This is a genomic window from Chryseobacterium ginsenosidimutans (genome assembly GCF_039536845.1).
Lineage (GTDB): Bacteria > Bacteroidota > Bacteroidia > Flavobacteriales > Weeksellaceae > Chryseobacterium > Chryseobacterium ginsenosidimutans_B.
Genome location: NZ_BAAAZJ010000011.1, coordinates 70,090 through 90,478, shown reverse-complemented (window position 1 = coordinate 90,478; position 20,389 = coordinate 70,090). Strand labels below are relative to the sequence as shown.

17 protein-coding genes are annotated in these 20,389 nt (G+C 32.8%); 2 read left to right on the top strand and 15 right to left on the bottom strand.

Annotated features, from left to right (window positions below):
* Positions 1-23 precede the first annotated feature (23 nt).
* The 9 genes from ABD745_RS16680 to ABD745_RS16640 all read right to left on the bottom strand — a co-directional run bounded on the left by ABD745_RS16680 (position 24) and on the right by ABD745_RS16640 (position 11,395).
* Positions 24-1,547 carry a hypothetical protein gene (locus ABD745_RS16680; protein WP_344832622.1) on the bottom strand — a complete coding sequence of 508 codons (1,524 nt, stop codon included), beginning with the start codon at positions 1,545-1,547 and terminating at the stop codon, positions 24-26.
* Between the two features lie 27 nt (positions 1,548-1,574).
* Positions 1,575-5,216: a hypothetical protein gene (locus ABD745_RS16675; protein ID WP_344832619.1), complete on the bottom strand. Its 3,642-nt coding sequence runs from the start codon at positions 5,214-5,216 to the stop codon at positions 1,575-1,577.
* 309 nt (positions 5,217-5,525) lie between these two features.
* Positions 5,526-5,771, bottom strand: coding sequence for a hypothetical protein (locus ABD745_RS16670; RefSeq protein WP_344832613.1), 246 nt, complete (start codon positions 5,769-5,771; stop codon positions 5,526-5,528).
* A gap of 130 nt (positions 5,772-5,901) precedes the next feature.
* A complete protein-coding gene (locus ABD745_RS16665; RefSeq protein ID WP_344832608.1) occupies positions 5,902-6,069 on the bottom strand; it encodes a hypothetical protein in 168 nt (55 codons plus the stop codon).
* A gap of 130 nt (positions 6,070-6,199) precedes the next feature.
* Entirely contained in the window at positions 6,200-7,237 is a 1,038-nt protein-coding gene (locus ABD745_RS16660) for a patatin-like phospholipase family protein (protein ID WP_344832605.1), read from the bottom strand.
* Between the two features lie 889 nt (positions 7,238-8,126).
* Positions 8,127-8,516: a hypothetical protein gene (locus tag ABD745_RS16655; RefSeq protein WP_344832603.1), complete on the bottom strand. Its 390-nt coding sequence runs from the start codon at positions 8,514-8,516 to the stop codon at positions 8,127-8,129.
* A 16-nt stretch (positions 8,517-8,532) separates the two neighbouring features.
* The gene (locus tag ABD745_RS16650; protein WP_344832600.1) at positions 8,533-9,078 is read right to left on the bottom strand and encodes a hypothetical protein; all 546 of its coding nucleotides are present in this window, start codon (positions 9,076-9,078) and stop codon (positions 8,533-8,535) included.
* Positions 9,079-9,195: 117 nt separating this feature from the next.
* A complete protein-coding gene (locus ABD745_RS16645) occupies positions 9,196-10,818 on the bottom strand; it encodes a hypothetical protein (RefSeq protein WP_344832597.1) in 1,623 nt (540 codons plus the stop codon).
* A gap of 76 nt (positions 10,819-10,894) precedes the next feature.
* Entirely contained in the window at positions 10,895-11,395 is a 501-nt protein-coding gene (locus tag ABD745_RS16640) for a M15 family metallopeptidase (RefSeq protein ID WP_344832594.1), read from the bottom strand.
* Between the two features lie 185 nt (positions 11,396-11,580).
* On the opposite strand from ABD745_RS16640, the gene ABD745_RS16635 reads away from it, so the two are divergent.
* Positions 11,581-12,852: a Y-family DNA polymerase gene (locus tag ABD745_RS16635; RefSeq protein ID WP_344832591.1), complete on the top strand. Its 1,272-nt coding sequence runs from the start codon at positions 11,581-11,583 to the stop codon at positions 12,850-12,852.
* Between the two features lie 43 nt (positions 12,853-12,895).
* On the opposite strand, the gene ABD745_RS16630 is transcribed toward ABD745_RS16635, so the two are convergent.
* Together ABD745_RS16630 and ABD745_RS16625 are read right to left on the bottom strand one after the other, a co-directional pair.
* Positions 12,896-13,507 (bottom strand): YdeI/OmpD-associated family protein, encoded by a 612-nt coding sequence (locus ABD745_RS16630; protein ID WP_344832589.1) that lies wholly within the window; start codon positions 13,505-13,507, stop codon positions 12,896-12,898.
* An 8-nt stretch (positions 13,508-13,515) separates the two neighbouring features.
* Complete coding sequence (locus ABD745_RS16625) at positions 13,516-14,646, bottom strand: serine hydrolase domain-containing protein (protein WP_344832586.1); 1,131 nt, start codon at positions 14,644-14,646, stop codon at positions 13,516-13,518.
* 84 nt (positions 14,647-14,730) lie between these two features.
* Between ABD745_RS16625 and ABD745_RS16620 the strand changes: the two genes are divergently transcribed.
* Positions 14,731-16,029: a M48 family metalloprotease gene (locus tag ABD745_RS16620; protein WP_344832584.1), complete on the top strand. Its 1,299-nt coding sequence runs from the start codon at positions 14,731-14,733 to the stop codon at positions 16,027-16,029.
* Between the two features lie 25 nt (positions 16,030-16,054).
* Here the strand turns inward: ABD745_RS16620 and ABD745_RS16615 are convergent, their stop codons facing one another.
* From ABD745_RS16615 to ABD745_RS16600, 4 genes are all read right to left on the bottom strand, one after another.
* A complete protein-coding gene (locus tag ABD745_RS16615) occupies positions 16,055-17,584 on the bottom strand; it encodes a hypothetical protein (RefSeq protein WP_344832582.1) in 1,530 nt (509 codons plus the stop codon).
* A gap of 101 nt (positions 17,585-17,685) precedes the next feature.
* Positions 17,686-18,447: a hypothetical protein gene (locus ABD745_RS16610; RefSeq protein ID WP_344832580.1), complete on the bottom strand. Its 762-nt coding sequence runs from the start codon at positions 18,445-18,447 to the stop codon at positions 17,686-17,688.
* Positions 18,448-18,560: 113 nt separating this feature from the next.
* Positions 18,561-20,102, bottom strand: coding sequence for a glycine--tRNA ligase (locus tag ABD745_RS16605; protein WP_344832578.1), 1,542 nt, complete (start codon positions 20,100-20,102; stop codon positions 18,561-18,563).
* 52 nt (positions 20,103-20,154) lie between these two features.
* Positions 20,155-20,389, bottom strand: a 235-nt coding sequence (locus tag ABD745_RS16600) for a hypothetical protein (protein ID WP_344832576.1), incomplete at its 5' end; no start/stop codon positions are given.

Here is a 20,389-nt window from a genome sequence, read left to right as displayed (position 1 = left end):
GCTCTGCCGATTATTATAAATACTTAATTGATTTTATAAGCTGAAACAATTTGTAGATTTGCAACTGTATCAGGAAAAACTATCTCATTAAGAATTAACTTTAATTTTATAGGAAATGAAGAGTCATCGGTGACTTGTAGTGTTTTATTAATAACTGCATTACTACCTTTTACTAATATCTGCATTAAGCTTCCTTTTTTCGTAAAAATTACTTTATTACTTGAAGAGCTTGTGGAGGCAATGCCGCCGACGCCTAGTATTCCGATACTATTATCCTGAAGAAAAATAGATCCAAGTAAATTACTACTTAAAGTCGGTGTAACTTCATTACATAATCCTCCTAAATGGTATAAGTTTGTGCTTCCAGATATGAAAAGTGCTATTTCAATAATGAAATCATCTGCCATGGTGCCTATACTGGAAGATGTAATTGTTGTTAATGGTGATGTCAAATGATTATTCGTATATCCTGCTAATACTGGTCTTCCGGATATATTCATATTTGATATTGCAAGTGTATTATTTGTCAATCCGTTTTTATTAACAACATCCCATGTTAAATTACTCAGATCATATGAAGTTAAGCTATTGGTAATGGAGAATGTAACTGGAGTAGTATAATATGCAACACCGTTCCATAAACGTACTTTATAGTTACCTACATTAAAGTTTTTAAAGTTATAATAAAATGTTAATTCTAATCCATTTTGGCTTAGCTGTACTTGAGAGTTAGGTATAACTGCAAGAACTGTGGTTTCTGATTCGTTTAATATTTCGACAGAAAAAGAAGCCGGATTTAAATTTAAATTAGTACCATATAGTGATACATAGGTATTTTTATCCTCTTTTTTAATTACGGAAGGATTAATCGAAAATACACTCATCGTGTTTGTTGTCCACCCTCCATTCATTGCAGTTTTCCAAGCTGTCTTCTCGGAATTGGAAAGAGTTGATGGTAAACTTAAAAAAGGCTGCTTACCATTGGTCTTTCCAACTTTTCCTGATGTATTTTGTGATAAAAATGTATTAAATGCAGAATCATTAGAAACATCAGACAACCCTGAAATAGTATAATTTTTACCAGATGTGTTCAATGCCCAATCTGCTCCTAATGTTAAGCCTGCTCCGGCAACTGATGTTAAAGAAGAATTAGCAACATTTTTTCCCAGGTCTCCCGCAGGAAGCTTGGCTATATTTCCATTATCATCTAAGCCAACAATTTTAGGATAATCTAAAACGCTGCCATCATTGGTGGGTTTATCTAATTTTTGATGAAGTTTTTCAATCGTAGCTGAGTTGTATTCGGCTTGGCTGGTAATTCCTTCTGCAATCAGATCAAGATCTGAAATACTTACATGATCATCTGATAATTCTACAGGGATTGATCCGTCGACGACAGCATGGGTTTTTAAATCTCCATTGGCATCAATGGCATAGTCTGTGTAAGTAGCTGCACCTGGTGCAGCTACTTGGTAAATGACATTGATTTCTCTTTCTCCAACTGGTGGCAATGCATTTACTCTTATAATTTTTCCTATATTGGACATATTATTGTTTTTTTAATTAATAATTGATTAAAGCCAGTCTCCTGTAATAATTTTTTCTTCATCACCCGGCTGGATACCAAGAAGATTTTGATTCTTTTCAAAGTTGAATTTCTCTTCAGTAATTACTTCAGAAGGAACTTCAAAATCATCAGGATTTTCTGTTGTAAAAGGTAAAGCGTGGGCTACTTTTAGACCGATGCTTTCTGCCTGAAGAATGTTTAAGGTAGTAGGGAGTCTTGTTAACCAGGCTTTTCCTTCTTTTTTGCCTTTTGGTTCTTTCATTTCATCTACAATTGATAAATAAAGTTCATCTCCGATTACAGGAACTTCACCGCCATTCCAGATTTTTCCGGTTGATAAGTAAAACTGTACAACATCTTCAAAGCCGGGACGAACCGTTGCAACGACTCTCGCCATACCACTTTGTAAGAAAGCTCTGAATAAAGGATCTGTGTTTTCAGACTGATATAATTCTACCCAGTTTTGTTTATTTCCCCAGTAATAAGGATATAAATAATAAGAAAGATTTTCCCATTCAAAGGCTTGCTCCATGAATTTTACAAAGGCAGTGTATTTATCTAATTTAGAGGAAAGAGTAGTTTCATAATCTGTAAATGTACTTCCTTGTATTAATCCTGATAAGCCATATCCATGAGTAGAACCAACAGCTCTGTCTGCCATGTATGAAATACAGTTTTTACGTAATACAGTATTTTCTATCTGTCTGTAAAAATTAGGATTTGAATCTTTGATCTCAACCGCTTTGCTTTGTTCTTCTGCAAGTTTATTATTATAGTCCACTAGAGCTTCTTCGTAGGCATCAATAATTGCTTTGAATGTTTTTTGTAACCATGCGTTTTTAACTTCTGGACTAATAATACAGTCCAAAGAAACACTTACGTTAACACCTGCTGTATCTGCACTTTCACAAGCGAAACCAACTTTTTGAGAATATGGCTTTCTGAAAGATATAGCCTGATCTAATCCAATATGTGGCGAGTCTGTTGCTGCTGCGGCACGAACATCCCCTACAGTCACAGTAAGATGTGTCCACTCAAATCTTGAAGGTTGGAAAAAATGAATTGCAGTTAACCATCCTCCTGACGTAGTATATCCTTCAGGAATATCTATTGAATCTGATTTTGCTGCCTTTTCTCCAGCGGCTTCTCCACTGTTTATGCTAATTGCTTTTGTAACTCTTACTTGGTCTTCCGGCTTTTTATCAATCTCTACATTATATTTACTTAACCAATATTTTAGTTTGCTTTCGGTTGACAATGCTGAATAATCACTTATCTGCATATTTCCAGATGCCCTTGGATCTTCGGGTTTTACCAAATCTGTCTGATTTGCACTTTTAATATTAGTCATTCCCAGCAAATGAAGTTTAGCAGGCTCAGGAATCATGAATTCAAACATCATACGTTTACCATAGTTGTAGATCTGGTTTTTCATTAATTTATCAACCCATCTGTAAACTCCTACAACATGTCTGTCGCCTTTTCTGTTATCGAATCCATGAGAATTATTTTCTTCAAATTCATCAATAATCTTTTCAATTCTCTCTTCATGAACTTTTGTGACGATTCTATCCATAGCTCTTGAAGTAATATCTTGAGCTTGAGTTACGGCTTGTCTTGTACTTTCTTCCTTGGAACCATGATGAGCATAATTTGCTCCTACCCCTAAAGTATAAGCATCACTGAATTTCATTTGTGCATTTGCATATGCTCCTAGATCCGTTGACTCCTGCATCATTTTTGAAATTTCATTCTGCATTTCGTAACGATTGGCAGTAGTTGTATCAGTAAGTTGCTCCCTTTCCGAATCAGAAGATGTTGTTGCTGTATTTTCACTTCTTCTAAGCTTTCTTGTAGATTTTTCACGGTATTCTCTAGCCATGACATTCTCAATATTGGCTACTTCACCTTCTACATAAGCATGAGTACTCTGCTCTACTTTTAAATAATCTGCAACCCCAAGTCTTTTAAATCCAAATCCTGAAGGAATGAAGTTGTCTTCGTCCTCAATAATTACAGGTGGTTCTCCTTCTTCAACCTCAAGAAAGAAATTTCCCGAGCTACATGCTCTTGCCTGAATTTTAGGAACGAAAATCTCGGTAACTTTTCCATTAGAAAAGACGATTTTAACTCTTAAACTAGCATCCTGAATACTATAAAAGTCTACTCCCGGACTGTGCATATCATTAAGGAAAATTGTATTTCCTGTTCTTGATTTTACATAATAATCGCCATCAATACTTGTTGTTGAGCCATTAGGAGTTAGATTATAAGAAATATAACTTACGTCCCATGATGCATCTGGTACTGTTAATGCCAAATCGTTCACATATTCTTTGTAAAGAAACTTTGGACAAACCTGATAGGTAAACGGAACAGAAATAGTTCTTGCCGTAGGCACGATTACTCCTCCAATACTTGTATAAACCTCTTCGTTTCCTTGGGTATTCTCAAGAATTGTATTATTAAGCATTTCTACAGTTTCATTGATTGCAGATGTGATTTCCGCAAAAGTATTTCTACCTTCCAGTAGTGCTTCAAGATCATTAACATTGTCTGCTGCCGTACGTGAATCAGGTGCTTGTTGGGGTTCAAATTTATACCCCAAAACGTCAAATAGCGTTTCAAGACTTTCTTCTTTTAATGATTCGGTAAAAGATTCTGCAGTTACTTGATCCCTGAAATTAAACTCAAAAGGGGGAAGTTTAGGATACGGAACTTCTTTTGGCTGCTGACAAGGATCTTCCGGATTATATTCGGTTCCGGGAGGCCTTATACCGCAATATTCTTCTTTCGCAGCAGCAACAGCAGCATTGTATTCGTCCATAATGGGAGCAATTTCTCTTTGATATGCTTCATTTTGAACTTTGTATTCTGCCTGATATTCTTTATTGTATTGCTTTTCTGTAGCAGTTAAATTCTTTTTTAAGCTTTCAATTCTTCTCAGTTTGATCCTTGCAGAAGAAATCTCCTGTTGCTGTTTCATTTCTTCGGAAGGGAAAGTTTCTTTAACTTCATTACCTGCTATTCTAGAGGTGCTAATAATTGTTGAAGTATCATCTACCATCATTTCTTTTGGAAGAACAATTCTTGCAGCCAGTAAAACTTTTGTCTCTTCTTCGCCATTTGCAGGAGTTTGAAGAGCATGCAATGCTAATATCATTTGCATCATTACCTCTTTTACATAAAATTCCTTTTGACTAACAACCTGATAGATAAAGTTATCCCATAAAAGAGTAGAGCTTGGATATACAGTGTTATGATCGGCTATTACAGAATCTTTTTGTGAAACAAATTCTGCATATGTACAAGTACTTTTATTTTTGGCAAGCCAAATCGAAAAATTATAAATAACTTTATAATCATTTTTGAACTGGTCTAAAGTGTTTGAAATGTGATCTTTAGAAATGCTTGATGCAGCGAAAGTAGATGCCTGAGCTAATAAAAGATCTCTTTTTTTTCCAGCACCATTTTTTACAGGAAAATAAAAGTGACTGTCAGTTTTTACATCTTCGGGCATAAGAACGAATCTTTTATCCTGATTTTTTTCATCAGATAATTGCGGACTCCTTAAGCTTACGAATCTAAATAATGTTTGTGTTGGTGTGTTTTCTGCAATCGGTGTTGCAGGGTTTTCATTTTCTGCCATTTTGTAATTTTGTTTTGATTTTATAAATAAGGTAAGATTTGAAGGCTCTTTTTAAGAGAACTACTTCAGGTTTTGTCCATTTTTTAAGTGATTTTGGACAAGAATTTTCCACTTTTCGAATTAAATTTTCTTTTTCATTGTATGTTATTTTGGTGTTGATTTTTAAACACAGTTCTGGCTGTACAACATTTTGTGAATGATGAGTTCAAAGGTGTTTGATGATGTTTTTTAAAGGATTGTTTTGTGTTTTATTTATACTTCAAAGGTATTATTGGATAGCGACAGAACTTGACGTGTTAAAAAAAATAATTAATAAATATGTTCTTCAAGATTATCGTTTTCAAAATCTTCTCGGAAGAAGTTTTCAATATCGTTGAGATAGTTGTCATAGTCTATCTCGGCGTTTTCGATGTCGCTCCATTCTATGGTGTAGAGCTCTTCATCGAAGATTATATCTGGATTGTGATTTGGTGTTTCCATGTTTTGTGCCTTGATGTTTTGGTTGAAATTTGAACAGGATTTTGACTGTCCAGCATTAATTAATGTTGAATTCAAAAGGTTTTAAAGTTTTTAATGATTGTTTTTGTGCTTTGTTTTATACTCCAAAGATAGAAGTGGAAAGCGACAAAACTTGACGTATTTAAAATAGTTTAGAAAAAATTATAACTTTCTTTTTAAGTATTTCTTAGTCAGAATAAAAAAACAGAATCGAAGTGATAAGCGCAATAATTCCTGAATAGAAAGTATTTCCAATAGACATGTATTTAAGCCCATCTTCTGTAATGGGAGGATTGAAATAATCAATTAAAAAATAAAAAATGAAATACCCTAAAATAAAAAATAATATGCTCATAAATAGTGATGCTGATATTGCCTTCATTTGGTATTCATTTAATTTTAACAAATATAAAAACTCAGTTTTGTTACTATTAATTTAAATATAATTCAAAAAGCTTATATTGAATCATTATAAGTTTAAAAGCTTATATTTTATTTTTGATTAATTTCTGTACAATTTGATTCAAAGTTTCTCTATTATCATCAATATAACTCAACCCTGCTTGTATTAAATTTTCAATATTCGATCTGTTTACATTATCCATTGCGGGTGAAGCGTTTTTCAACGAAGGATTTAGTCGATAATAGTTTTTCTGATTTCTTAATCCTAATGTCTGAAACATCTGACAAAGCTGATAATCTACTGTCTCGGCATTTGCAGACATTAAAATATCAATTATTGGATTTACCCATCCAATTTTTCCCGCTTTTTCCATTTTTTTAAATGAATAGGGTCTGGCTTCAATTCCTGTTCCGATAGAAATGACGACCATATCGTTTACACTCGGATTATTGGCTTTCTGATGATTTTTTAAAACTTCTGCAAAAGGAATTTTTCTTGCTTCCGCATAGGCGCAAAGTGCAGGATTATTGGCAAACATTCCGCCGTCAATTAAGCTAAAAATCTGTCCGTACATAGATTTGATCTGAACTGGTGTAAAATAAGTAGGCGCCGCTGAGGTCGCTCTGCAAACATCTTTTACATAAAAATTATCTGTGCTTAAATTTGCCTTCCATGAATTGAATAATTTTGCTCTTCTGTTTTCTATATCATAACTCGTTATTAAACATGGTTTTATTAATTCTTTTAATTCTAAATTTCCAAAAAAGTCATTCAAGTTTTTTTCAAGCTCATCCTGGGAGATTTTTTCGTTCAATAATCCAAAAGGATTTATCAAACGCTCCCAAAAAGAAACCTGGAATATGTCACCACCTTTTTCGGCATATAATTCTAATCCTTTCTGGATCGAATATTTTGCTTTTCGGTGTTCATCGGGACATAGAATAATAGATGCAATAAGCCCTCCTGTACTGCTTCCCGCAACCAAGTCAAAATAATCACCAAGCTTTGCGCCTGGTTTATCATAAAACTGCAGCTGCTCTTCTATGTAGCGCAGAATAATGCAGGTGATAATTCCCCTGATTCCGCCTCCGTCCAAAGAAAGAATGGTTGTCTTTTTCATGTGATTTTTTGCTTTTTTTAATGAAACATTTAACAACTTTAGACAAGTAAAACCAATAGATTTCCGAGAAAATATCTATTGGTTTTAGCTTGTTATAATGATTGCTGTTGGTGTTTTCTTATAAAGCAAATGTAACACTGAGAAGCGACAGAACTTGTCGTATTAAAAAATAAATTCTCTGTAAAGGGAATTTATTTTTAAGGTATTTGATTGATTTTTAAAATATAATTTAAAAAATATTTCTAATGACTTTCTTGTTTTAATTTATATAAATATTCATTAAATTCAGTTTCAGATACATCTTTTGTTTCATCTTTTAAATCTTCTAGATATGCCTTTTCATAATAGTTGTAATTTATTTCAAATTCTTTAGTTTGCCAATTATAAGCATACATTCCAAAACTACTATTTATCTATATTTTTAATTCCTTTTACTGGTCTTAAACCAATTATAACGTATTTGATTTCTTTCATTGTATTTATAAATAGTTGAAATTTTCTCAAATAGAATACTTAATTACTTTTCAAGAGATGAAAAATTGCCATTTAATAAATCAGAAAAATACGTTTTTAATAAAATTACCGATGGATAAATTAGGCATTTAATCGTTCCTTCATATTTCTCATTAATTTGTTTTTGATTATCATCTAAAATATCAAACAAACTTTTTTTCCTAAGATTTCTAATAATTTTCCTAAATCATAAGATTTCTTTTTGTTAATATAGTAATGCCAGTTTCTCTGTAATGTGTTGCAAATGTTATTTTTGTATTATGATTTTCTAATAATAATATGTATTCATTTTGTTGTTTCCAACTCAATATATATTGTGTAGCGATATCTTTAAATTGATCTTTTATAAAGTTTATATATTCCGTTATTTCAATATTTATAATGGACTACCTTTTCCTACAGAAGAAAAATCACCATTCAATAGATCTTGACAATAATTTTTAATAAAAATTGAAGAAACGAATACTATTGATTTTATATTATCGTTAAATGATATTGATTGTTCAACTTCATCTGATGACAAATAATCCAAATTCCCTAATATTTTCATGGAAAGATTATAAATTGTATAATACTCTTTTTGCTTTTTATTATTAATAGTTAATATTAAATCGTCACTATATTTTTCTGTTGAAAAGTAAATTTCCGAATTTTCATTTGATAATCTCATTATATAATCATCACTTGTAATCCATTTCATATTATAGTTTGTAGCAATATTCTGGAAGCTTTGTGTAATAAAGTTTTTGTAATCGGTAATTTTCATTATATAAATTTTATAATTAGTTTTTTATTGTGTACTCATCAAATTTAGTCAAAGTTTTTAAACCTTTTGCTTCATTGGGAGGAATCATTCTTTTTGTTTTGGGATTAAAGCGGTAGTTATGTTTCCATTCAAATCTATGTATTTCTTTTCCAAATCCAGTTAATTTTTCGCCAACCTGAACACCCTTCTCAAAAACAGGTGCTCTCAAATTATTGAATTCTGACATAATTACTACCTCAACGTTTTGTGCCACAGCAGCATCTACCCATTTAGAATTCACCTGAGTGAAAAAACCGCCACGTCTTAAAGCTTCTTCGTATATATCATTAGATACATTTAGTAAATTAAATTTCTGATATTTTGGGAGATTAAAAGGATATCCTGCTTCCAACATCATTTTATCTGTTAATTCAGGATAATACATTTGTTTTAGTACATATTGTAAATCCGAACCGAAGCTCCCTACTAGGAAGGTTCCCAAGTCTTCATAACCTGTGAGCTTTGCTCCACTTGTTGCTTTATGTGTAAAATTCGAAACAACCTCTCTGTTTATCCAAGGCATTATAATGCGAAAAAAAAATTTTCCTTCGCTAAAATGGATTGATCTTAAATTTTCACCTATGAGATATTGATTACCTTCTCTAATTTTTAATCCTTTATATGATATTGCATAAGAATTTTAAGCAATATTTTCGAGGGTAATATTCTTATTTTTAAGATCTTTTACAATTTGTTCTATATATTTTTCAGGAGATGATGTTAGATTTAAAATTTTTCTCCACAGCCCATATTTGTCACCCTTAATTACAACTTCCTCTATTTCATTTGTAACAATAACAGCTTGTCTGGCTTCATAAGCTTCTAATTCTTTGATCAGTTTTTCTAAATCTTTTCTAAAGAGAGACCAGTTTTTAGGAATATTTTTTATGTTTTTTAATGATTCTAATAGGGCTGGTCCTTTTGTCAAAATGCCATTAATTATTACTCGACTTAGAAAACCTAAACCTGCCATCAGATAAATAGTATCCCAATTTTCTACAAACCATTCACCTCCATTTTCTGACAGGAATTTACGTATTCCATCGTCCATCATCACAATATCGGTAAGAGCTAATCCTGCTTCTGCAAATCTTATTAATCCTGATGATGTTCCTCCGGAATAAGCGGCTGTTAAAATCGCGACGACATCTAATGTAAGCCGAATCATTTTTACTAATTCTTCATGATTAGCATTATCTGCCATATAATAAAGCATAATAGCAGCGCTTGGTGCTGTTTTTACAGGATTTTTCAAAGATTTTTTTATATCTGCATCTTCTATAATAACCAAATCGCAAGGATTAAGATTTGCGTCTTCTACAGTTACAAAATCCTGAGAAGTCACAGCTCCCATATTGGAGGCAATTACCTTTGTAGAAATTAGTTTCTGATTAACAATTCTAAATAGCGTGTTTTCTATAGTTGGAGTAAATTCATAGATCTTATACAAACTACCTTTTAAAAATACAGGCTTATGAAGATTATTTCCTTCCACTATGATAAAGGAATTGATCAGAATACTAAAAGCATATTTGGTTTCATAGTCACTAATTGTCTTATAAACCTCCATAAGAGTTTCTTGGTTAGCCTTCAGTTTATCAATAATCCATTTAATATCGCTGAAACCTAGAGCAATATTCATAACTGCAGAACCTGTATCTATAAACCATTTGCTTCCATCATATTTGGAAAGCCGTAATAAATCATTCCAAAGGTCTTCATCTCTTCTATCTTTTATAGCCGACGGATATGCATTTTCGTAAAGCCAGCTAAGTTTGTCATCATCTGACTCTACTATTGAAAAAGCTTTTCTAAATTCATCATTAATAAAAGACTCATTTGCAGGCTTTATATTGATATATTTTAAGAGGTTAATAAAATCAAAAGCGTTATACATTTTGAGAGTTAATGCGATATCATTCTTTTTGGTAAGACTCTGTGCATAATGGTAAGTCAATATATATTCTATTTCTTCACTTTGAGTATTTATTTTTACATCATAATTAATTTCCGTTCCAGGCTGTATGGTAATATAACCTGTTTCGGAACCGAATATTACATCAATCTTTAATTCTTTTTCTATCGTACTTAAGGGTAATCTTACTTTGAATGGTATATCAATATCTCCAACATAACCTGAAAAAAATGGAGAGTAAAAATAGTTATTGCTCGATTCTTTTGTTTCATAGTTTTTAGGATCAAACCATAGTTCTTTTGTTCCTTTGTATACTAAATCATTGACTAATTTTTTTTTATCACTCATTTTCTTGCTAATTTTTTTATTTATCTTTTCAAATTTCCATCTTAATAACGCCAAAACTCGACGTATAAAAAATAATTTAAAATGTTATATAATTTTCCTCATTTCTATTCATCTTAGCCAATGCTCTCCAACTCGTTTTTACCAACCCTTTTTTCGTCAAAATGTTCTTTTTCTCAAAGTGCGGAAGGTCTTTAAAGGTTTTCCAGTTTCCGCCCCAATCCCAACCATGTTTTGCGAAAATTTTCACACATTCGTACCAATCGGCGACTTTATCATTATCCCAGTCTTTTGCTGTGTCCCAACTAGCCGTCTTTCCGTCGATCATCATACAAATATCAACAGCAAGTCCATAATTATGGATGCTTTGTCCTGCTTTGGCATTGGTAACTTTTTTTCCAGAAGTAATTCTTCCTATTGCATACAATTTTTCCTGTTCTTCAAAACTTCTTAAACCTTGGGTTATTCTTACTTTTGCTCTTCCTGTGAGAGCTTCGTCACATTCTTTAATAATTTGTTTCACTTCCTCTCTTACAATGGGGTGAAGTTTTTCAATTCTCTGTAAAGTCACTTTGTCCATACTATCAATTTTTTATGTTTTGGGAAAGCAAAGTTACAAGCCGTATGCGACAAAACTTGACGTATTTAAAATAAATTAATGTATTGAAAATCAACAAAATATAATTAGTGTTAAAATTTGAATTAAACATAATATTCTCTTTTAAAAACTATAATTTTGTCTATTGAAATGATCAGATTTTCATCATGTACGCTTTAGTAGATTGCAATAATTTCTTCGTTTCCTGTGAGAGGACATTGGATCCGGAACTCGAAAACAAACCCGTTGTGGTGCTTTCCAACAACGACGGTTGTGTTGTGTCTAGAAGTAAAGAAGCAAAAGATTTGGGGATTCCGATGGCGGCTCCGGCTTTTAAGTATAGAGAGCTTTTCAAAGAACATGATGTGAAAAGTTTTTCCGCAAAATTTGAATTATATAATTTTAAAAGTCAGGAAGTCATTAAGATAGCTAGCTCTTACGTTTTAGAATTTGAGACATATAGTATAGATGAGCTATTTTTAAATCTCACAGGCTTTAGGTACATAAATACTTATGATTATTGTCTTGAAATTAGAAATAAAATCCAGCAACAGTCTAAAATTCCCGTAAGTATTGGTATTGCCCCCACAAAAACGCTGTGTAAAATCGCCAATAGAATTGTAAAAGATTTTCCTGAGAATTTTGAAGGAGTTTATATTTTAGATACGCCCGGAAAAATCGAAAAAGCACTGAAATGGCTGAATATCGGTGATGTGTGGGGAATCGGACGACGACTTGCCGTAAAAATGAATGATAACGGAGTTTACAAAGCATGGGATTTACTGCAAAAACCTGAAATGTGGGTTAGAAAAATAATGGGAATTCATGGGATAAGAATGGTGAATGAATTGAAAGGAATTCGCCAATTGGAGCTGGATTCTCCGTCTCCAAAAAAATCCATTGCTGTTACCCGAAGTTTTATGGAAATGTTAACGAAAAAAGAAGATGTCCGGGAACGTGTGGAAACTTTCGGAATGTATTGTTCAGAGCGTTTGAGAAAACAAAATACCTGCTGCAAAATGGTCACGGTTTTTGTGCAAACCAATCGTTTCAGAAAAGATTTACCGGAATATCGAAATGCAGTCACTAAGATTCTTCCCAATCCTACAAATTCATCAATTTTAATCGGAAGAGTAGTGAACGAACTTTTTGAAGCTATTTTTAAAGAGGGTTTTCATTATAAAAAAGCAGGAGTTATTGTCAATGATTTTGTTCCTGAAGATCAGAGATTAATCAGTCTTTTTGAAGAAGATACCCAAAATCAGCATTTGCCGGTGATGAAAGCGATGGATGCCATGAACAAAAAATTCGGGAAAGATAAAGTTCGTTTGGGAAGCATGAGCGGAGAAAATACTTTTGGACGTAAACAGATATCTCCGGAATACGAGGCATTCTTAAAAAACAATACATTAACAGAAGCTAATTTCAGATTCCACTAAAAATTTAGTTTAATGTATTGATTTCAATTTCTTTGCTTAGAAATTATTTTCTTTCGTACTTCCAGTTTCTGCCTTTTCCTTCAGAAATCCATTCTATAGCTTGTTCCATTCGTTTATTTCTTGTCGTTTCTGTTTTCGCTTCTGTGATCCAATTGATGTATTCTTTTCGGAAAGATGGAGATGCCTTTTCAAAAATTTCCAACGCTTTTTTATTTTGGATCAAAACATTCTGAAAATACTCAGGAACTGCAGTTTCGGTTTTTGAAGGAGCTGCCTTTTTCAAGGTAACGCCCATATCTGTGAGTTCCATTGCTTCAAGTATAATTTTTTTGAGCTGAGGTTTTGCAGGAAGATCATTAACTTTAGTCACTTTTCCTAGGCTGAAAACATTGGTTTTTTCAACATCTGTTTCAATGTTTTTAAGCGTTTTCATTTCGTCATGAAGCCAAAATCCCATGCTGCAGTATTGTTTGAAGGAAACCATTGAGCACAATATTTTCCCTTTGTACATAAATGTTGGAAATTTCCACTTAATTGTTTCTTCTGCATCGGGGCAGAACTCATGAACGGTTTCACGAATATAATTTAAAATTGGTTTTGCAAAATCCTGAGCATTTTCAATATATTCATCGACTTTAGGGTTGTATTTTTCCATAATTTCTATTAAAATAATTTTACAGTTTCATTCACCAGAAATTTTACCTGATCCGGTCTTCCTTTGTCATTCTTAGGAAGATTATTGTAGCTTCCGGTTCTTACAATGACCATATTATGCTCAGGAATCATGATGATATATTGCCCTTGAAGTCCTAAAAAATAATAATGTTTAACAGGATTGTCATAATTAATCCAGAATCCCAGACCGTAAATTTCTTCAGATTTTTGGGTTGGTGTTCTCATTTTTTCAATAAAATTGAGGTTCAGAATTTGTTTATCGCCTACTTTTCCGTTATCTAAAAACAGTTGTCCCAGTTTTGCAAAATCTCTCGAATTGGAGTGAATACAGCAGTAGGTTTTTTCCATTCCGGTTTCATCGGTGCTCCATTCTGCATTTTGTTCCATACCCATCGGAATCCAGAATTTTTCGGATAAATAGCTTGCCAGAGATTGATTAACGGCCTTTTTTACAGCAAAACCTAAAAGTTGTGTTGAGCCGCTTTGATATTCAAATCTTTCACCCGGATTTTCTTTAAATTTCCTTGAAAATGTAGCTTTCATAAGACTTTTTCCATAATAAGCTTTTGCATTCGGCAAAAATGGGTTTTTATAGTTTTCATCCCAGTCCAGACCCGATTCCATTTGGGCTAAATTTCTTAAAGTTAAATTTTTGGCGAATTCTTTATTTTTAAATTCTTCGAAATAATCGGAAAATTTATCATCAATATTCTTGATTTTTCCTTCTTCTAAAGCTTTTCCCAAAAGCATGACCGTAACAGCTTTTGCCATCGAAAAAGAATTGGTCTTTGATAATCGATTATACCCGTTCCAATATTGTTCATGAACTAATTTCCCGTTTTTAACGACAATAAAAGAAGCCGTATTGGAATGAATTAGATCTTCAACTATGTTTTTCGGCAATTCTTTTTTGTTGTATTCGGAATCCTCCTCCCAAAGCCTTGGTGATTCTGTATGGATGAGGTTGCTGGAGAAAAATTTTCCGTCGTCTATATTGGCGCTGGTCTTTCCTCTTAAATAGGTTTTTGAAATGCCGTTAAAAATATAACCATATCCAAAAATATAGAAAAGCACAGCAACGATGACGAAGAAAGTCACAAAATAAATAAGAATTGTCATAACAATTGATCTTGAAACAAATTTAAAATAAATTTGAAAACATGAAACGAAATGATTTATTTTTGTGATTATTTGATGTAATTTATGATGAAAAAACTAATTTCCTTTTTATTTCTTTATGTTTTTATAATTTCTTTCGGACAGGTTTATGAACCGATTGATACTGCCGATTATGCGCAGAGAAAGGATTTTCTTAAGAATTTTTCCGTTAGTACTGAAAATCTGATTAAAAAAAATAAAACCGATTATCCAGGAAAAGGAAATGAGATATCAAAAATTTATAAAGAATTCGAGAAAGACTTTGAAAAGAAGGTAAAAGAGAAAGACTTTGTTTTCAATTCGGTATTTGATTCAAAGGTGAGGAGTCTGATTGAGCGTTTAAGAAAAAATAATCCTCAAATTCCACAAAATTTAAAAATTCTTGTTGCTAAAGATAATACGCCGAATGCTTACTGTTTTGCAGATGGAACATTTGTAATCAATATGGGGCTTTTTAATTGGCTGAATAATGATGATCAGTTAGGTGCGGTGATTTCTCATGAATTGGGACATAAAATCTCAGAGCATACTTTAAAAACTATTTTGAAGATTATTGATCAGAACCAGATGGACAAAATGGTGGTTCAGAGCATTAAATCTACCAAAGAAAACCGTAATCAAAGAGCTTTTGATGCGTTGAAAAACAGGATTTACAAAAAAGGTGCTGAAAACAGAAAGCAGGAAATGCAGGCAGACTCTTTAGGATATGTTGTTTTTAAAAGTAGTGATTTTAAGAATACAGAATTCATCAATACGCTGAAAAGACTGGAGGATTTTGATACAATTTCGCCTAGAAAATTGAAAGTGGAAACGTACAGGAAATATTTCAATCTTCCTAATCAGGAATTTAAAGATAAATGGCTGAAAAAAGAAGATTTTTCGTTGTACAACTATAATAATTTTAAAGAAAAGCTGAATAAAGATTCTCTTAAATCGCATCCTGAAATTGTACTGAGAATCAATAATTTGAAAAAAATATTTCCTGAACTTAAAACCGATGTCGCCGATGAAAAACCTTCTGATTCTTACGCTGCTTTAGATAAAATAGCAAGAATGGAAATCTTACCCAACTTCTATCATTCTGAAGATTATGGAGTAGGAATTTATACAAGTCTTCAGTTTTTACAGGATCAGGAAGAGGAAAAATATTATAAAAACTGGCTTGGAAAATGTTTCGCTAAAATCTATGAAGCGCGAAAAAATTATAATTTAAACCGATATTTAGATAGGGTAGATCCTAAAAATCAAAGTGAAAGTTACCAGCAATTCCTGAATTTTATGTGGAATCTAAGTCTGGATGAAATAAAAAATATCGCAGATTACTATCAAACAGAAAAATCCTGACCGAAGGTCAGGATTTTTTTAATCATTAATAATTTAATCTTTCAAGACGAACTTTATTGAATTTTTCTTTTTCGTTATACTCCCGAAGCAAAATATAGCCTTCTTTTGCAACATAAGGAGTCACGATGTAATTATCTTTTTCGGAAATAGGAATAATTTCCTGCTTGAATTTTCCGTCTATAATAGTGTTGATAAACAGATTCCATTTTTTCTCTTTTGTTACCTGGTCTTTTTTATAATCACGGAAGAAGAAAACAACGTCTTTCCCGTCATTTAAATATTGAGAGAAAAGATAATCGCTGTTTACCCATTTTGATTTTTCTTTTTCAAAAACCTGTACGTCTTTTACCTTGAAATCCTTATCTGTATTAATATAAACCAAATCTGTTGTTTTCGGAGCATTATATTGTCCCGCCGGTTTGAATTTTTCCGAAAGAATTCCGACACTTCCGTCACTCATGAAATAAACATCTTTTGTCTGAAGATAATAGCCGTTTTCTACACCTCCGTCTGCGCTTAATTTTGGAATATGGTTGGAAAGATCCGGCTTGTAGCTCAATGTTTTAAGGTCTACATTGTAATTGCTTTTATCAAGGATAAATCTCGCAAAACCTCTGTTGTCTTTCGAAATGTAATTTCTTCCCAGAAGAACAATTTTGTCATCAAAAGTTTTATCATTATCGATTCTTCTGTCTCCGGAATTTAAAACATCAATATTATAAATAGTTTCCGGTGAAAGTCCTGTAATTGGCTTATTGGAAAGCTCTTTCCCGGTTTTCATATCGATTACCAAAAGAGAGAACGTTTTGTCGTCGTCGTTCACTTTTCTCAGGATTCCGTAAAGGTTTTTCTCATCTTTATCAAGAATAGTGAGATCCGAGAAAACCTTTTTGCTACCGTCTGTATTGTAGCTGTATCTCCAGATTTCCTTTTTGTTGTCATCAAATTTTATCAAGCTGTTTTTGTTGACATATTTCCCATAATCATTATATTCTAAAGCAAAATAACCTCCTTCTTTAATTTCACCAACGGCAGAAACGTAATTATAGCCTTTTTCTTTTTTCTCTGCACGATTTTCTTTTCTTTCTTCTTTAAATGTTTTGGGCTGACTTATTTCTTTAAATGTTCCGTCTTCCTGATAATCGTAATAAACCTTTGGTTTTACCGTATTGGTTTTAGGATCAATAACCATCGAAACAGGTGCAGCAGCATCTTTTGCAAAAGCCTGTAAATAATTAAAATCTGAAGGCCGCAGTATAATCTGTCCTTTAAAATCTACATATCCGATGTAATTGGAAACAAGAGGTCCTGCTTCAAACTCTTTATTGGCAACAGGGTTGAGATTTTTATCTAAAATTACATATTCGAATTTTTGAGTTTTCTTATCTGTTTTCCCATAAGAATATATTGAAACATAGCCGTAAAGATTGTCTTTGGTATCAAATAAGGCATTCATCCCAATATTTTCTCCTGAAGCTAAAGAAGCCAGATCCTGAGATTGAGAATATGCAAGTGTCTGGATCAGTCCAAACATCAGAAGTGTTATTTTTTTCATGGTAGAAATTTGAATTTCAAAAATAATGAATTCAAGGATAATTTTAATTAAAAATAAAAAAGCCTTGAAAAAACAAGGCTGTATTTAAAAAAAGTATGCAATTACTTATTATATTCGTACATATAGGTATGCGAATTTGTAGCGTGAAGAGAGCTGGTAAATGTCATCACTGATTTTGTAGGAAAGTCATGATCATTATACGTATGTACGCCACTGCTTCCATATGTTGCCGCTACAGATCCTGTTTGTACAGAACTGCTGCTTACAAGATTATTAGAAGCATAATCTCCTTCAAGAGATAGCAGGAAATTAATTTTCAGATATCCTTTTATATTTTTATAAGGATTATTTTGTCCGTCGTAAGTATTATTGAACGTTCTTATTACAGAACCGGGACTCCATATTGCGGTCTTTACATTTCCGTTGTTGGACAGGTAAATATCATTTCCTTCCCCATTTCTGGTGAATTTTACGTGGTTGTCGCTTAGATATTGAAATGCTATGGTAGCTACCAGTGGAAGTGTTGTATTATAACTAGTTGTTGTTTCGGCAGTCACTTTTCCGTTGGTATATGCAAATTCTCTTTTATAAGTTAATTTCGTGCCGGTATAATCTTCAGTTTTTGAAATCAAATCTCCATTATAGGTATAAACTGTTTTTTGGTTACCGGAAGTTTCCTCAAGCAATTTAGTGCCGTCGTATTTATATTCTGTCACATAGGTTTGATTATCCTGAGTAATTTCGGTAAATTTTGTAGGAACGATAGTCGTAGGATCAACAACCGGGTTTCCTTCTGCAGCATCATCTGATGAACAATTTATAAGGGCAAATATTGCCAAAGATGAAATGATTAATTTCTTCATAATTATTAGTTTAATGTTTTAAAATTCTGCCAAAAATAATAATTTCTACGGGATAATTTTTTATTGTGGTATAAAAAATAAAAAAGCCCTGATTTCTCAAGGCTTTAATCAGTTTATAATTTAGAAAGTAAATTTCTGAAGTTTGTTTTCTCGTCGATGATCCTTCTCAACTCAGAAACTGGAACTCTTTCCTGCTGCATGGTGTCTCTGTCTCTTATTGTAACAGTATGATCTGTAAGAGAATCGTGATCTACGGTGATACAGTAAGGTGTCCCGATTGCATCCTGTCTTCTGTAACGTTTTCCGATGGCGTCTTTTTCTTCGTAGAATAAGTTGAAATCGTATTTTAAGTCGTTAAAGATCTTTTCTGCATATTCTGCTAAACCATCTCTTTTCATTAATGGAAGAATTGCTGCTTTAATTGGTGCTAAAGCCGGAGGTAAAGATAAAACCGTTCTTTCCGAACCGTCTTCCAATACTTCGTCTTTCAAACAATGAGAGAATATAGAAAGGAATAATCTGTCTAAACCAACAGAGGTTTCCACCACATAAGGAACATAGTTTTCATTTCTTTCCGGATCGAAGAATTGAAGTTTTCTTCCGGAGAATTTTTCGTGAGCTTTTAAGTCAAAGTCTGTTCTTGAGTGGATACCTTCCAGTTCTTTGAACCCGAATGGAAAATTAAATTCAATATCAGCTGCAGCATTCGCATAGTGCGCCAATTTCTCATGATCATGGAATCTGTAATTATCATTCCCTAAACCTAAAGCTAAGTGCCAGTTAAGACGTTTTTGCTTCCATTGTTCGTAGAACTCAAGTTCAGTTCCCGGAGCAACGAAGAACTGCATTTCCATTTGTTCGAATTCACGCATTCTGAAAATAAACTGTCTTGCAACAATCTCATTTCTAAATGCTTTTCCGATTTGGGCAATACCGAAAGGAAGTCTGTGACGGGAAGTTTTCTGTACGTTTAAGAAGTTTACGAAAATACCCTGAGCCGTTTCAGGTCTTAAATAAAGATCCATCGCAGAATCTGCAGAAGCACCTAGTTTAGTTCCGAACATCAGGTTGAATTGTCTTACTTCCGTCCAGTTTTTAGAACCTGTATCGGGATCAGCGATTTCTAGTTCTTCAATTAAAGCTTTTACATCAGCAAGATCTTCATTTTCCAATGATTTTGCTAATCTTGAAAGAATAGCCTCTCTTTTTGCTCTGTATTCCAAAACTTTTGGATTCGTAGCTTCAAATTGAGCTTTATCGAAAGAATCACCGAATCTTTTTGCTGCTTTTTCGATTTCTTTGTTCTCTTTTTCTTCAATTTTCAAACAGTAATCTTCCACCAAAACGTCTGCTCTGAAACGTTTTTTAGAATCTTTATTGTCAATCAATGGATCGTTGAAAGCGTCTACGTGGCCTGATGCCTTCCAAGTTGTCGGGTGCATAAGGATCGCCGAATCGATACCCACAATATTTTCGTTAAGCTGTACCATAGCTTTCCACCAATATTGTTTGATATTATTTTTTAGTTCGGCACCGTTTTGTCCATAATCATAAACTGCGGATAAACCGTCGTAGATCTCACTGGAAGGGAAAATAAAACCATATTCTTTAGCGTGAGAAATCACTTTCTTGAAAACATCTTCTTGCTTTGCCATAAATTTTTTTAACGTCTGAAATGCAAAAATAATGTTTTTTATCGGGAAAATATTAATATCGGTAAGAACCTACATTAGATACAGTTATTAAAAAGTATCCGCCTAAACCGGTAATGAATAAAATACCTGCAATAATCAATAATAATATTCTTATTGTTCTGTGTTTTTTAGGATCTGTAGCAGCCAATGTAAGCGCAGCTGTAATGATAGAAATGATGATTAGTGTTTTGAAAAAATTAGAATATTCTATCATAATTGTGGACTTTCCTGTTTTACGAATGTAAAGA